The following is a 14,030-nucleotide window of genomic DNA, read 5'->3' on the forward strand; positions in this document are numbered from 1 at the left end:
CGTCCGCCGGCCACGACCACCGGCCCGACCACCGCCCTTCGAGGAGGCGTTGCGCGCCGTGACCAACATTCCCGAGACCGGCCGCTCCTCCCGCGTCACCATCCGGCTGGTCGCCATCCAGATCCTGGTGCTGTCGCTGCTGCTGACGCTGGGCGGCCGACTGTGGTATCTCCAGATCCGCAACGGCGACGAATACCAGAAGGAGGCCAAGGGCAACCACGTCCAGCAGGTCGTCCAACCCGCCACCCGCGGCTCGATCCTGGACGCGCGGGGCGTGCCCATCGCCGACAACGAGACCCGCCTGGTGGTCTCGGCCTCCCGCACCGAGCTGATGAAGCAGGACGACGACGGCGAGGCCGTCCTGGAACGGCTCGCCAAGGTCCTGGGCATGTCGCCCAAGACGGTCAAGGAGAAGGTGCGGCTCTGCAACGCGGAGACCCCGCAGCCGTGCTGGAACGGCTCCCCCTACCAGCCGATCCCGGTCACCGACGATGCCGAGCCCAAGCAGGCCCTGCAGATCCGGGAGCGTTCGGAGGACTTCCCCGGGATCACCGCCGAGCCGGAGGCCGTCCGGCGCTACCCGGCCCCGCACGGCGCCAACACCTCGCAGGTGCTCGGCTACCTCTCGCCCGTCACCGACGACGAGATCGAGAAGGCCAAGGACACCGACTCGCCGTTCCTGGCCTCCGACGAGGTCGGCCGCAACGGCCTGGAGCGGTCCTACGACAGCGAACTGCGCGGCTCCTCGGGCGTCACCCGCTACGAGGTGGACAACCTCGGCCGCGTGATGGGCGAGGCCGAGCGCGACAAGGCCCGTCCCGGCTCGAACCTGATCACCTCGATCGACTCGCGGCTCCAGGCCGTGGCCGAGAAGCAGCTCGACAAGGCGATGAAGGACGCCCGCAAGAAGTTCGACAAGAACACCGGCCGCAACTACAAGGCCGACGCGGGCGCCGTCGTGGTGATGGAGAACAAGACGGGCCGGGTCGTCTCCATGGCCTCCAACCCCGAGTACGACCCCAACTCCTGGGTCGGCGGCATCTCCGGCAAGGAGTACGCGAAGCTCACCGGGAAGAAGTCCAACTACCCGCTGCTCAACCGCGCGATCCAGGGCCTGGCGGCGCCGGGCTCCATCTTCAAGGTCATCTCCACCTCCGCGGCCGTCAAGGCCGGCTACCCGTTCGACGGCCGCTACAACTGCTCCTCGGACTTCGAGGTGGGCGGCCAGGTCTTCAAGAACTTCGAGTCCGAGAGCTTCGGCGGCATCAACCTCGGCCGCGCGCTGGAGGTCTCCTGCGACACCGTCTTCTACCGTCTCGCCTACAAGGAGTGGAAGAAGGACGGCGGGAACCTGCCCGAGAAGGGTGCGAAGGACTGGTTCTACAAGACCGCCCACCAGTTCGGCCTCGGCGAGAAGACCGGCATCGACATCCCCAACGAGGTCGAGGGCCGCGTCCCGGACCGCCAGTGGAAGAAGGACTACTGGAAGGCCAACAAGGACGCCTGGTGCAAGCAGGCCGACAACGCCGGCGACGACCCCAGCTACGCCGAGAAGATCGCCAAGGAGAACTGCGTCTCCGGAATGAAGATGCGGGCCGGTGACAGCGTCAACTACTCCATCGGCCAGGGCGACACCCTGGTCACCCCGATCCAGATGGCCACGATCTACGCGGCGCTCGGCAACGGCGGCACCCTGCACGACCCCACCATCGGCAAGGCCGTCGTCAGCCCCGACGGCAAGTCCGTCAAGGAGATCGAGCCGCACGCGCACGGCAAGCTGCCGGTGAGCGGCAAGACCCTCAGCAAGATCGACAAGGGTCTCCAGGGCGTCGCCACCCACGGCACGGCGGCCTGGCGGTTCGGCGAGGCCGGCTGGCCGCAGAACAAGATCAAGATCCGGGCCAAGACCGGTACCGCCGAGGTCGCCGGCAAGCAGACCACCTCCTGGCTGGCCACCTACACCGACGACTTCACCGTCGTCATGACCATCTCCCAGGGCGGCACCGGCTCCGGCGCCTCCGGCCCCGCCGTGCGCGAGATCTACAACGCCATGTACGGCGTCGGCTCCGACGGCGGCATCGACAAGAAGCGGGCCCTGCTGCCCAAGCCGCAGACCAAGCTGCCGAAGATCGACAAGGACGGCGCCATCGTCGCCCAGCGCGACAAGCGGCCCGACCCCTCCAAGAGCCCCTCCGCCTCGCCGTCCGGCCAGGGCCCCTCCACCGCGCCGCCCGGCGAGACCCCCGAGACCCGGCGCGAGGGCGAGGCCGCACGCAACGAGGGCGAACAGCAGCAGCGCCGCCGGGACGGCGCCCAGCAGGCCGGCGCAACCCGCGAGTCCGCCGGAGGTGACCGCCCATGACCAGCCGGACGTTCGCACTCGGCGGCTACGGACCGCGCCGCCGCTCGGCCTGGGACCGGCTGACCGCACGGGACTCCCTCGTGTGGCGGATGGACTGGGTCATCCTGCTCGCCGGGGTCGCCCTCGCGATCATCGGATCGCTGCTCGTCTACTCCGCCACCCGCAACCGCACCGAACTCAACCAGGGCGACCCGCGGTACTTCCTCGTCCGGCACGTCATCAGCATGGGCATCGGCATCGCGCTGATGATCGGCACCGTCTGGCTCGGCCACCGCAGGCTCCGCAGCGCCGTACCCGTGCTCTACGGCCTCACCGTGCTGCTGGCGCTCTGCGTCCTCACCCCGCTCGGCGCCACTATCAACGGGTCGCGCGCCTGGCTGAACCTCGGCGGCGGCTTCACCGTCCAGCCCGCCGAGTTCATCAAGATCACGGTGATCCTCGGGATGGCCATGCTGCTGGCCGCCAAAGTCGACGCGGGCGACCAGGACCACCCCGACCACCGCACCGTGCTGCACGCGCTCGGCATGGCGGCCCTGCCCATCGCGGTCATCCTGGCCATGCCGGACCTCGGCTCGGTGATGGTGCTCGTCGTCATCGTGCTCGCCGTCCTGCTCGCCTCCGGCGCCTCCAACCGCTGGGTCATCGGACTGTGCCTGGCCGGAGCCGGGGGAGCGGTGCTGGTGTGGGCGCTCGGCCTGCTGGACGAGTACCAGATCAACCGGTTCGCCGCGTTCGCCAACCCGGCACTCGACCCGGCGGGCGTCGGCTACAACACCAACCAGGCCCGCATCGCCATCGGCTCCGGCGGCCTCACCGGCAAGGGACTCTTCGAGGGCACCCAGACCACCGGCCAGTTCGTCCCCGAGCAGCAGACGGACTTCGTCTTCACCGTCGCGGGCGAGGAACTCGGCTTCGTGGGCGGCGGGCTGATCCTCGTGCTGCTGGGCGTGCTCATCTGGCGCGCCTGCCGGATCGCCCGGGAGTCGACCGAGCTGTACAGCACCATCGTCGCGGCCGGCGTGATCGCCTGGTTCGCCTTCCAGGCGTTCGAGAACATCGGCATGACGCTCGGCATCATGCCGGTGGCCGGCCTGCCGCTGCCGTTCGTCTCCTACGGCGGCACGTCCATGTTCGCGGTCTGGATCGCCGTCGGACTGCTGCAGTCGATCCGCACCCAACGCCCGATAGCGGCGTAGCCGCGGCCCCGCCGCGCGCCGCAACCCCGCCCGCACCGCTGTGCGCCGCCCCTCCCGGCGGCCGCGCACAGCGATGCGGGCGCACGGCCATCCGGACGGCCCGGCCCAACCGTTACTCTGGACGACTGGCCCTGTCCTCCGTACGAAAGCGCGCCCCAGATGCCCGTCGAGTCGGTCTTCCCCCAGCTAGAGGCCCTCCTCCCGCACGTCCAGAAGCCGATCCAGTACGTGGGCGGTGAGCTGAACTCCACCGTCAAGGACTGGGACGCGACGGACGTCCGCTGGGCGCTGATGTACCCGGACGCCTACGAGGTCGGTCTGCCCAACCAGGGCGTCATGATCCTCTACGAGGTGCTCAACGAACGCGAGGGCGTGCTGGCCGAGCGCACCTACAGCGTCTGGCCGGACCTGGAGAAGCTGATGCGGGAGCACGACGTCCCGCAGTTCACCGTCGACGCGCACCGCCCCGTCGGCGCCTTCGACGTGCTCGGCGTCTCCTTCTCCACCGAGCTGGGCTACACCAACCTGCTCACCGCCCTCGACCTCTCCGGCGTCCCGCTGCACGCCCGGGACCGCACCGAGGACCACCCGATCGTGATGGCGGGCGGCCACGCCGCGTTCAACCCGGAGCCCGTCGCCGACTTCCTGGACGTCGCGGTGATCGGTGACGGCGAGCAGGCCGTGCTGGAGGTCACCGAGATCATCCGGGCCTGGAAGGCCGAGGGACGCCCCGGCGGCCGGGACGAGCTGCTGCTGCGGCTCGCGAAGACCGGCGGCGTGTACGTGCCGCGCTTCTACGACGTCGAGTACCTGGCCGACGGCCGGATCTCCCGCGTCGTGCCGAACCGCTCCGGCGTCCCGTGGCGGGTGAGCAAGCACACCGTGATGGACCTGGACGAGTGGCCCTATCCCAAGCAGCCGCTGGTCCCGCTCGCCGAGACCGTCCACGAGCGGATGTCGGTGGAGATCTTCCGCGGCTGCACCCGCGGCTGCCGCTTCTGCCAGGCGGGCATGATCACCCGCCCGGTCCGGGAGCGCTCCATCACCGGCATCGGCGAGATGGTCGACAAGGGCCTGAAGAACACCGGATTCGAGGAGGTGGGACTCCTCTCCCTCTCCTCCGCCGACCACAGCGAGATCGGCGACGTCGCCAAGGGCCTCGCCAACCGCTACGAGGAGGACAAGGTCGGCCTGTCCCTGCCCTCCACCCGGGTGGACGCCTTCAACATCGACCTGGCCAACGAGCTGACCCGCAACGGGCGCCGCTCCGGCCTCACCTTCGCCCCCGAGGGCGGCAGCGAGCGCATCCGCAAGGTCATCAACAAGATGGTCTCCGAGGAGGACCTGATCCGCACCGTCGCCACCGCCTACGGCAACGGCTGGCGCCAGGTGAAGCTCTACTTCATGTGCGGGCTGCCCACCGAGACCGACGAGGACGTCCTGCAGATCGCCGACATGGCCACCCGCGTCATCGCCAAGGGCCGCGAGGTCGCCGGGTCCAACGACATCCGCTGCACCGTCTCCATCGGCGGCTTCGTCCCCAAGCCGCACACCCCCTTCCAGTGGGCACCGCAGCTCTCGCCCGAGGAGACCGACGCGCGGCTGGCCAAGCTGCGCGACGCGATCCGCGCGGACAAGAAGTACGGCCGCTCCATCGGGTTCCGCTACCACGACGGCAAGCCCGGCATCGTCGAGGGCCTGCTCTCCCGCGGCGACCGCCGCCTCGGCGCGGTGATCCGCGAGGTCTACGAGCGCGGCGGCCGGTTCGACGGCTGGCGCGAGTACTTCTCCTACGACCTGTGGATGGAGTCGGCCGCCGAGGCGCTGCGCGGCGCGGACGTCGACGTCGACTGGTACACCACCCGCGAGCGCTCCTACGAGGAGGTGCTCCCCTGGGACCACCTCGACTCCGGCCTGGACAAGGACTGGCTCTGGGAGGACTGGCAGGACGCCCTCGACGAGACCGAGGTCCCGGACTGCCGCTGGGATCCCTGCTTCGACTGCGGAGTGTGTCCTCAGATGGACACGGAGATCCAGATCGGCCCGACGGGCAAGAAGCTGCTGCCGCTGACCGTGGTGCAGTAGCCCGGCTCCGCTCGGGCCCGCTCCGGCCCGCCCGGGGCGGGCCGGGGACTCGGTGTGTCCGTCCGGACCTGGCAGGGCCCGCTGCACCCGCCCGGGAGGCCCCGTCCGACGGAGCGGCGGCCGTCGCCGCGGGGCAGCCGCGTACCCTGGGCGGCAGGATCATCCGCACGGACCCGGGCCTCCGGAGCCGGCGGCCCGGACGAAGCCCGGGCCCGGCCCGCCGGACGCGCCCGGCGGCCGCGGGTGACGGCCCCGCCACCCGGGGGCGTCACCGCGGCGGCGCGTGCGGACTTCCGCCTCCGTACACGACGCACAGGACACATCCGTCAGACGAGGGCGGCCGCGCCTCGCGCGACGCCCGGCACCGAGGAGAGAACCACTGGGCAAGCGACAGCCCGAAGGCCCGCCGCCCGCACCTGCCGTGCAGCGCCTCCGCCTGCGCTACACGAAGCGGGGCCGCCTTCGGTTCACCAGCCACCGCGACTTCCAGCGCGCCTTCGAGCGGGCCCTGCGCCGCGCGGAGGTGCCCATGGCGTACTCCGCCGGTTTCACCCCGCACCCCAAGGTCAGCTACGCGAACGCCGCCCCCACCGGCACCGGCAGCGAGGCGGAGTACCTGGAGATCGGCCTCGTCCGGCACCGGGACCCCGAGGAACTGCGCGCCCAGCTCGACGCGTGCATGCCCGACGGTCTCGACCTGGTCGACGTGGCCGAGGCGCACGGCTCCGACTTCAGCGACCGGCTCCAGGCCTCCGTGTGGGAGATCCGGCTCGACGGCGTCTCCCCGGCACAGGCGCAGCAGGCGGTGGCGGCCTTCCTGGCCGCGGAGACCGTCGAGGTGCAGCGGCGGACCAAGAAGGGCGTCCGCTCCTTCGACGCCCGGGCCGCCGTCCGCTCGCTGACCGCCACCGCGCGGCCCGCCGGGGCTGACACCGCCACCGGCACCGATAGGCCGGGCGAGGGGGCCTGTGCGATACTGCGCCTGGTAGTACGACACGTGACACCTGCCGTACGACCCGACGACGTCCTGTCCGGTCTCCGCGCTACGGCCGACCTGGCGCCGCCGGTCCCCGCAGCGGTGACCAGGCTGGCGCAGGGGCCGCTCGATGAGGAGACCGGCACGGTGACCGACCCGTTCGCACCTGACCGCGACGCGCTTCCGGAGCCCATCGGCTCAGGGGTTTCCAGCGCCGCGACGGTGCCGGGCGGCACCGCGTAGGGCAGCCGCCGAAGCCGCGCCGCCGCCGACGACGCACGCCAGGGAGCCACCCGGGCAGCCGTACGGCAGGCGAACGCACAGACCAGCAGACTTTCGCCGTAGCCGGGCCGGACAAGGGCCGGAACCGGCGAGTGACACGACAGCTCCCGTGCGGCGCCCGCGCCCCGGAGAGCGGCCCACCCCAGGGTGAGCCGCCCCGGACCCCACGAGCGCGGCGCCCGGGAGCGTGACGGGAGAACCGCCCGCATGCTTGAACCAACCGAATCCAACGAATCGGCGGCGCCCACAGCCGGAGCCGCCGCCTCCGCGGAAGCCTCCGAGGCCACCGTCCCCGGTGCCGCCGGTCCCTCCGGCGGATCGGTCGCCGACCGCGGCAGCACCGTCGGCGGCGGAACCGCCGGGGCACCCGAGACCGCCGGTGGCGCCCTCAGCACACCGAGCGACACACTGCCGCCGCGCCGCCGGCGCGCCGCCAGCCGCCCCGCGGGGCCGCCCGCTCCGCCCGCCGGGGACGCCGGTGACCGGCCGTCGCCCGTGCAGGACAGTGCCGCCGGCGGTCCGCAGGACGCCGGGACCCGGGACGACTCCGGCGAGACCCCCGCTCCGGCCGCCCGGCCGCGCCGCCGCGCCACCCGCAAGGCCAGCGCGCCCGCCGGATCACCGGCTCCGGCCGAGCCGGCCGCGCAGCCGGAGGCCGCCGAGCAGACCGCACCCGCCGCGCAGCCGGAGGCCGCGGGCGGCACTGTCGAGGTCGGCACCGAGCCGCCGAAGGCCGGGGGCCGCCGCCGCGCCACCCGCAAGGCCACCGCGCCCGCCGGCGCGCCCGCTCCGGCAGCCGAGGCCGAGCCCGCGGCCGTCGCCGGGGCGAGTGCTGACGCCGAGGAGCCGAAGCCCCGTACCCGCCGCCGCGCCACCAGCCGCCGGTCTGCCGAAGGTGCCGAGGCGGCCGAGCAGGAGAAGCCCGCGACGGCCCGCCGCCGGAGCAGCCGGGAGACGGCGGCCGCCGCCGAGTCCGCGGAGGGCGCCGGGACCGCGGAGTCCGCAGCGCCCGCACGGGGTGCCGGAACGGACGACTCCGGTGCGGCCGGGGCGGAAGCCGCCGAGCCCAAGCCGCGCAGCCGCCGCCGCGCGAGCACTCGCAAGACCGCGGCCGTCGAGTCCGGGGCCGCCGAGTCCGGGGCCGAGTCGCAGACCGGGACGCCCGCGGAGGCCGCCGCCGAGACCCCGGCCGAGTCCGCGCCCGCCGCGCGCACCCGGCGCCGGGCGACGCGCGCCGGTTCCGCGCCCGACGCCGAGGCGGAGCAGAGCCCCGCCGGCCCGGCCGAGTCCGAGGGCTCCGCCGGCTCCGGCCGGGCGGCCGAGGGCGGCAAGCCGGCCAGGACGAGCCGGAAGAGCGAGGCGGCCAAGGCCGCCGAGGCGTCGGAGGAGTCCGCCGCGCCGCAGGCCGACGGGAAGCCGGCCGCCGAGGGGAAGTCCGAGGCCGCGGAGAAGTCCGAGGCCGCCGGGAAGTCCGAGGGCCGCGCCGGCCGCCGGAAGCGGGCCGCGCCGCCGGTGGCGATGTTCCAGCCGCCCGTCTTCACCGAGCCCGCCTTCCAGACTCCGCAGTCCGCCGCCGCGGCGGCGGAGGCGGAGCGCCGTGCGGAGGCCCGGTCGCAGGAGGAGCCGGAGGACGAGGGCGCGGACCGCGAGGAGACGCAGCCCACCCGGCGTCGGCGCCGCCGCGCGGACTCCGGTGAGCAGCAGCCCGCCACCCGGGACGAGCAGGACCGCGACACCGCCGACCAGCAGTCCGAGGGTTCGGAGAGTGCCGAGGACGAGGAGCAGGAGGGCGCCCGCGGCGAGGACCGCCCTGCGCGCCGCCGCCGCAGGGGTGGACGCCGTCGGCGCCGCGGCGAGGGCGCCGAGCAGTCCGAGGGCACCGAGGGTGAGGAGCGGGAGGACCGCTCCGGGCCCGCGGAGGAGTCCGCGGCGGCCGAGCCGGCCGGAGCGGATGCCGCCGAGGGCGACGAGGGCGAGGCCGGCTCCTCGGGCGGCTCCAGCAGCAGCTCGCGGCGCCGTCGCCGGCGCCGCCGCCGGTCCGGTGACGCGGACGGTTCCGGGAACGAGCCCGCCACCCAGGACGACCCCGAGCGCACCGTCGTCAAGGTCCGCGAGCCGCGGAAGAAGAAGGACGAGCCGACCGACGAGGTGCAGGCCATCAAGGGCTCCACCCGGCTGGAGGCCAAGAAGCAGCGCCGCCGCGAGGGCCGTGAGCAGGGCCGCCGGCGGGTGCCGATCATCACCGAGGCGGAGTTCCTGGCCCGCCGCGAGGCCGTCAAGCGGGAGATGGTCGTCCGGCAGAGCGGGGAGCGTACCCAGATCGCCGTCCTCGAGGACGACGTGCTGGTCGAGCACTTCGTGAACAAGGAGCAGTCGACCTCGTACGTCGGCAATGTCTACCTCGGCAAGGTGCAGAACGTGCTGCCGTCGATGGAGGCCGCGTTCGTCGACATCGGCAAGGGCCGCAACGCCGTGCTGTACGCGGGCGAGGTCAACTTCGAGGCGCTGGGCATGGCGAACGGCCCGCGCCGGATCGAGACCGCGCTCAAGTCGGGCCAGTCGGTGCTGGTGCAGGTCACCAAGGACCCGATCGGCCACAAGGGCGCCCGGCTGACCAGCCAGGTCTCGCTGCCGGGCCGCTACCTGGTCTATGTGCCCGAGGGCTCCATGACGGGCATCAGCCGCAAGCTCCCCGACACCGAGCGCTCGCGGCTCAAGCAGATCCTCAAGCGGGTCGTGCCCGAGGGCGCCGGTGTGATCGTGCGCACGGCGGCCGAGGGCGCCAGCGAGGACGAGCTGCGCCGCGACGTCGAGCGGTTGCAGGCCCAGTGGGAGGAGATCCGGAAGAAGTCCCAGAAGGGCAACGCGCCCACGCTGCTCTACGGCGAGCCGGACATGACCGTCCGTGTGGTGCGCGACATCTTCAACGAGGACTTCTCCAAGGTCATCGTCAGCGGTGCCGAGGCGTGGGAGACCATCCACGGCTATGTCTCGCACGTGGCTCCCGATCTGAGCGACCGGCTGCAGAAGTGGACGTCGGACGTGGACGTCTTCGCCACGTACCGCATCGACGAGCAGCTCGCCAAGGCGCTGGACCGCAAGGTGTGGCTGCCCAGCGGCGGCTCGCTGGTGATCGACCGGACCGAGGCGATGATCGTCGTCGACGTCAACACCGGGAAGTTCACCGGCCAGGGCGGAAACCTGGAGGAGACGGTCACCAGGAACAACCTGGAGGCGGCCGAGGAGATCGTGCGCCAGCTGCGGCTGCGCGACCTCGGCGGCATCATCGTGATCGACTTCATCGACATGGTCCTGGAGTCCAACCGCGATCTGGTGCTGCGCCGGCTGCTGGAGTGCCTGGGCCGGGACCGCACCAAGCACCAGGTGGCGGAGGTCACCTCGCTGGGCCTGGTGCAGATGACCCGCAAGCGGGTCGGCCAGGGGCTGTTGGAGTCGTTCTCCGAGCAGTGCGTGCACTGCAACGGGCGCGGCGTCATCGTGCACCTGGATCAGGCCGTGGCCGCCGGTGGCGGCGGCAAGAAGGGCAAGAAGGGCAAGAAGGGCGACAGCAGGAGCGAGGCCAGGGCGGAAGGCAAGGGGGAGGGCAAGGCGGAGCCGAAGACCGGCGACCGGCAGGCCGCGGAGACGCAGCCCGAGCCCTCGCCCGCCACCGCTCCGGCCGCCGCCGCGGTGGAGCCCTCCGAGGCGGCTGCCGAGGCGGCCGACCTCACCGCGCCGGTACCGGTGGAGTTCGTGCCGGACGAGGAGCTCTTCAGCAGCGCCGCCGAGGCGGAGGCCGCCGCGGCCGCGGCACGCGGAGGACGTACGCGGCGGCGCGGCAGCCGGAAGGCGAGCGCCCCCGCGGGTGCGCCCCGGACCGGCGGCGAGCCTGCCCGGGCCGCCGAGGTGGTCGAGCCCGCGGCACCGGAGCCGGAAGCCCGGCCTGCTGCGGTCGAGTCCGCTCCGGCCCCGGCGGAGCCCGCGGCCCCGGCCGAGCCCGCCGCGGCGGAAGCGGCACCGGAGCCCGCTGCCCGGCCCCGCCGCCGGGCGACGCGCAAGGCGAGCGCGCCCGCCGGTGCGCCCCGCACGGGTGACGACACGGCCGCCGTGCTGGTCGTCGCGGCGGACGAGGCGGCCGCACCGGTCGCTGCCGCCGAGCCCGAGCCGGCGGTCGGCGAGGTCGTCACGGAGGCCGCTCCGGTTCGCCCGCGGCGGCGGGTGACCCGCACGGTCACCGCCACCGCCCCGGAGGAGGAGGCCGCGGCTCCGGCGAAGAAGGCCGCCGCGAAGAAGGCGGCCAAGAAGACCCCGGCGAAGAAGGCGGCGGCCAAGAAGACCGCCGCGAAGAAGACGGCGGCCAAGTCGGCGGAGAAGACGGCGGACAAGGCGGCCGAGAAGGCGGACAAGGCGGCCGAGAAGCCCGCCAAGTCGGCGGAGAAGGCGGCCGGCAAGGCGGCGGCGAAGAAGACCGCCAAGAAGACCGCCAAGAAGACGGCCACCAAGAGGACGGCCGCGGCCGAGCAGGAAGGCGGGGCCTCGGTCTCCGCCTCCGCCTCCGAGGAGTGACCCGTGGGCGGGCGGGGAGGGGACGGCCCTCCCCGCCCGCGGTGGAGAGGGGACACCGTCGGACCTCCAGGTCCGTATGGGGTACCCTTGACCATCGGCGTGTCCTGACCAGGGCACGCTGCTCCTGAGCACATCCCTCCCGGTTCCGTTCGGTTCCCGGGAGAGGCCGCTCAATCCTTCCGGATCAGTTCCGCGCTCCGGCGCGGACGGGCGGCTGGCGTCAGGAGTCCCGACACGAGCGAGAGAGAGTTCCGCGTGTACGCGATCGTGCGCACCGGCGGGCGCCAGCAGAAGGTCTCTGTGGGCGACGTCATCGAGGTTGACCGTATTTCCGAGAGCAAGGTCGGCGACAGCGTCGAGCTCTCGACCCTGCTCGTCGTCGACGGTGACGCGGTCACCAGCGACCCCTGGGTCCTGGCGGGCGTGAAGGTCCAGGCCGAGGTGGTGGACCACCACAAGGGCGACAAGATCCGGATCCAGAAGTACAAGAACAAGACCGGGTACAAGAAGCGCATCGGTCACCGCCAGCTCCACACCGCGCTGAAGGTCACCGACATCCCCGCCCCGGCCAAGAAGTAAGGACTGAGGAGAGATGGCACACAAGAAGGGCGCATCGTCCACTCGGAACGGTCGCGACTCCAACCCGCAGTACCTCGGCGTGAAGCGCTTCGGCGGTCAGGTCGTCAACGCGGGTGAGATCCTGGTCCGCCAGCGCGGCACCCACTTCCACCCGGGCTCGGGCGTCGGCCGCGGCGGCGACGACACCCTGTTCGCGCTGGACGCGGGTGCGGTGCAGTTCGGCACCCACCGCGGCCGCAAGGTCGTGAACGTCGTCCCGGCCGCTCAGTAAGCAGCCGGACGGCACACTCTCCACACCGAGGGCGGACTCCTTCTCCCGTGCGCGCGGTCTGCGCACCGGAAGCGGGTCCGCCCTCGGCGCGTTCGGACCGGGCCCCTCGGCGGAAGCCCCCCGGACCGGGACGGCGTCGGGACGCGAACAGCGTTCCCACGCGACGGGGCTCGCACGGAGCCGCGGCACCACCACCCCAGAGCACGCCTTGGAGGCACCCCCTATGACCACCTTCGTGGACCGCGTCGAGCTGCATGTCGCCGCGGGCAGCGGTGGGCACGGCTGCGCCTCCGTGCACCGGGAGAAGTTCAAGCCGCTGGGCGGCCCCGACGGCGGCAACGGCGGCCGCGGCGGTGACGTGGTGTTCGTCGTCGACCCGGACGTGACCACCCTGCTGGACTACCACCACAGCCCGCACCGCAAGGCCACCAACGGCCGGCCCGGTGAGGGCGGGCACCGCTCGGGACAGGACGGCAAGGACCTGGTGCTGCCGGTACCGGACGGCACCGTCGTCCTCGACCGGCACGGCGAGGTGCTGGCCGACATGGTCGGCGCCGGCACCACCTTCGTCGCGGGCCGGGCGGGCCGCGGCGGACTCGGCAACGCGGCGCTGGCCTCCGCCCGGCGCAAGGCGCCCGGCTTCGCGCTGCTGGGCGAGCCCGGCGAGACCCGGGACGTCGTCCTGGAGCTGAAGACGGTCGCGGACGTCGCGCTGGTCGGCTACCCGAGCGCGGGCAAGTCCTCGCTGATCTCGGTGCTCTCCGCGGCCAAGCCGAAGATCGCCGACTACCCCTTCACGACGCTGGTGCCCAACCTCGGTGTGGTCACCGCCGGGGGATCGGTCTTCACCATCGCGGACGTGCCGGGGCTGATCCCCGGCGCCAGCGAGGGCAAGGGCCTCGGCCTGGAGTTCCTGCGGCACGTCGAGCGCTGCTCCGTGCTGGTCCATGTGCTGGACTGCGCCACGCTGGAGAACGACCGCGACCCCGTCTCCGACCTGGACGTGATCGAGGCGGAGCTGGCCCGCTACGGCGGTCTGGAGGACCGGCCGCGGGTCGTCGTCCTCAACAAGACCGACATCCCCGAGGGCAAGGACCTGGCCGACATCATCCGGCCCGATCTGGAGGAGCGCGGCCTCCCCGTCCTGGAGGTCTCCGCCGTCTCGCGACAGGGGCTCAAGGAACTGTCGTACGCGCTGGCCGGTCTGGTGGACGAGGCGCGTGCGGCACGTCCGGTGCAGGAGTCCACCCGGGTCGTCATCCGCCCCAAGGCCGTCGACGACGCGGGCTTCACGGTGACCCGGATCGAGGACGGCTTCTTCCGGGTGCGCGGGGAGAAGCCCGAACGCTGGGTGCGGCAGACCGACTTCAACAACGACGAGGCGGTCGGCTACCTCGCCGACCGGCTCGCCCGCCTCGGTGTCGAGGACGAGCTGTGGAAGGCGGGGGCCCGCGAGGGCGACGGCGTCGCGATCGGCGACGAGGAGAACGCCGTGGTCTTCGACTGGGAGCCCACCATGGTCACCGGCGCCGAGATGCTCGGCCGCCGGGGCGAGGACCAGCGCATGGACGCGCCCCGTCCGGCCGCGCAACGCCGCCGGGACCGTGAGGCGGAGCGGGACGAAGCCCTGGGCGCCTACGAGGACTTCGACCCCTTCGAGTGAGGGACCGGCCGCGGCCGTCAGCGGCGCGCGGCCGTCAGGGCGGTTCCCCC

Annotated in this window: 8 protein-coding genes; all 8 read left to right on the forward strand. The window is 73.0% G+C overall.

All coding sequences use genetic code 11. From position 1 onward, the window contains the following. Positions 1 to 58 precede the first annotated feature (58 nt). The 8 genes from mrdA to obgE all read left to right on the forward strand — a co-directional run bounded on the left by mrdA (position 59) and on the right by obgE (position 13,980). Positions 59 to 2,362, forward strand: coding sequence for a penicillin-binding protein 2 (gene mrdA / locus A949_RS0121710; RefSeq protein ID WP_019358138.1), 2,304 nt, complete (start codon positions 59 to 61; stop codon positions 2,360 to 2,362). Further along, positions 2,359 to 3,558, forward strand: a complete 1,200-nt coding sequence (rodA, locus tag A949_RS0121715; protein ID WP_019358139.1) for a rod shape-determining protein RodA — start codon at positions 2,359 to 2,361, stop codon at positions 3,556 to 3,558. Before mrdA ends, rodA begins: the two co-directional genes overlap by 4 nt. Before the next feature lie 159 nt (positions 3,559 to 3,717). Beyond that, positions 3,718 to 5,643 carry a TIGR03960 family B12-binding radical SAM protein gene (locus tag A949_RS0121720; protein WP_019358140.1) on the forward strand — a complete coding sequence of 642 codons (1,926 nt, stop codon included), beginning with the start codon at positions 3,718 to 3,720 and terminating at the stop codon, positions 5,641 to 5,643. A 421-nt stretch (positions 5,644 to 6,064) separates the two neighbouring features. Further along, positions 6,065 to 6,862 carry a TIGR03936 family radical SAM-associated protein gene (locus A949_RS0121725; protein ID WP_019358141.1) on the forward strand — a complete coding sequence of 266 codons (798 nt, stop codon included), beginning with the start codon at positions 6,065 to 6,067 and terminating at the stop codon, positions 6,860 to 6,862. A gap of 246 nt (positions 6,863 to 7,108) precedes the next feature. Then, a complete protein-coding gene (locus tag A949_RS0121730; protein WP_019358142.1) occupies positions 7,109 to 11,467 on the forward strand; it encodes a ribonuclease E/G in 4,359 nt (1,452 codons plus the stop codon). A gap of 255 nt (positions 11,468 to 11,722) precedes the next feature. Beyond that, positions 11,723 to 12,046 carry a 50S ribosomal protein L21 gene (gene rplU, locus A949_RS0121735; RefSeq protein ID WP_019358143.1) on the forward strand — a complete coding sequence of 108 codons (324 nt, stop codon included), beginning with the start codon at positions 11,723 to 11,725 and terminating at the stop codon, positions 12,044 to 12,046. 13 nt (positions 12,047 to 12,059) lie between these two features. Further along, positions 12,060 to 12,317, forward strand: coding sequence for a 50S ribosomal protein L27 (gene rpmA / locus A949_RS0121740; RefSeq protein WP_019358144.1), 258 nt, complete (start codon positions 12,060 to 12,062; stop codon positions 12,315 to 12,317). A gap of 223 nt (positions 12,318 to 12,540) precedes the next feature. Then, positions 12,541 to 13,980: a GTPase ObgE gene (gene obgE, locus A949_RS0121745; RefSeq protein ID WP_019358145.1), complete on the forward strand. Its 1,440-nt coding sequence runs from the start codon at positions 12,541 to 12,543 to the stop codon at positions 13,978 to 13,980. Positions 13,981 to 14,030: the final 50 nt, after the last annotated feature.

The sequence above is a fragment of the Streptomyces sp. AA1529 genome, assembly GCF_000280905.1.
Taxonomy (GTDB): Bacteria; Actinomycetota; Actinomycetes; order Streptomycetales; family Streptomycetaceae; genus Streptomyces.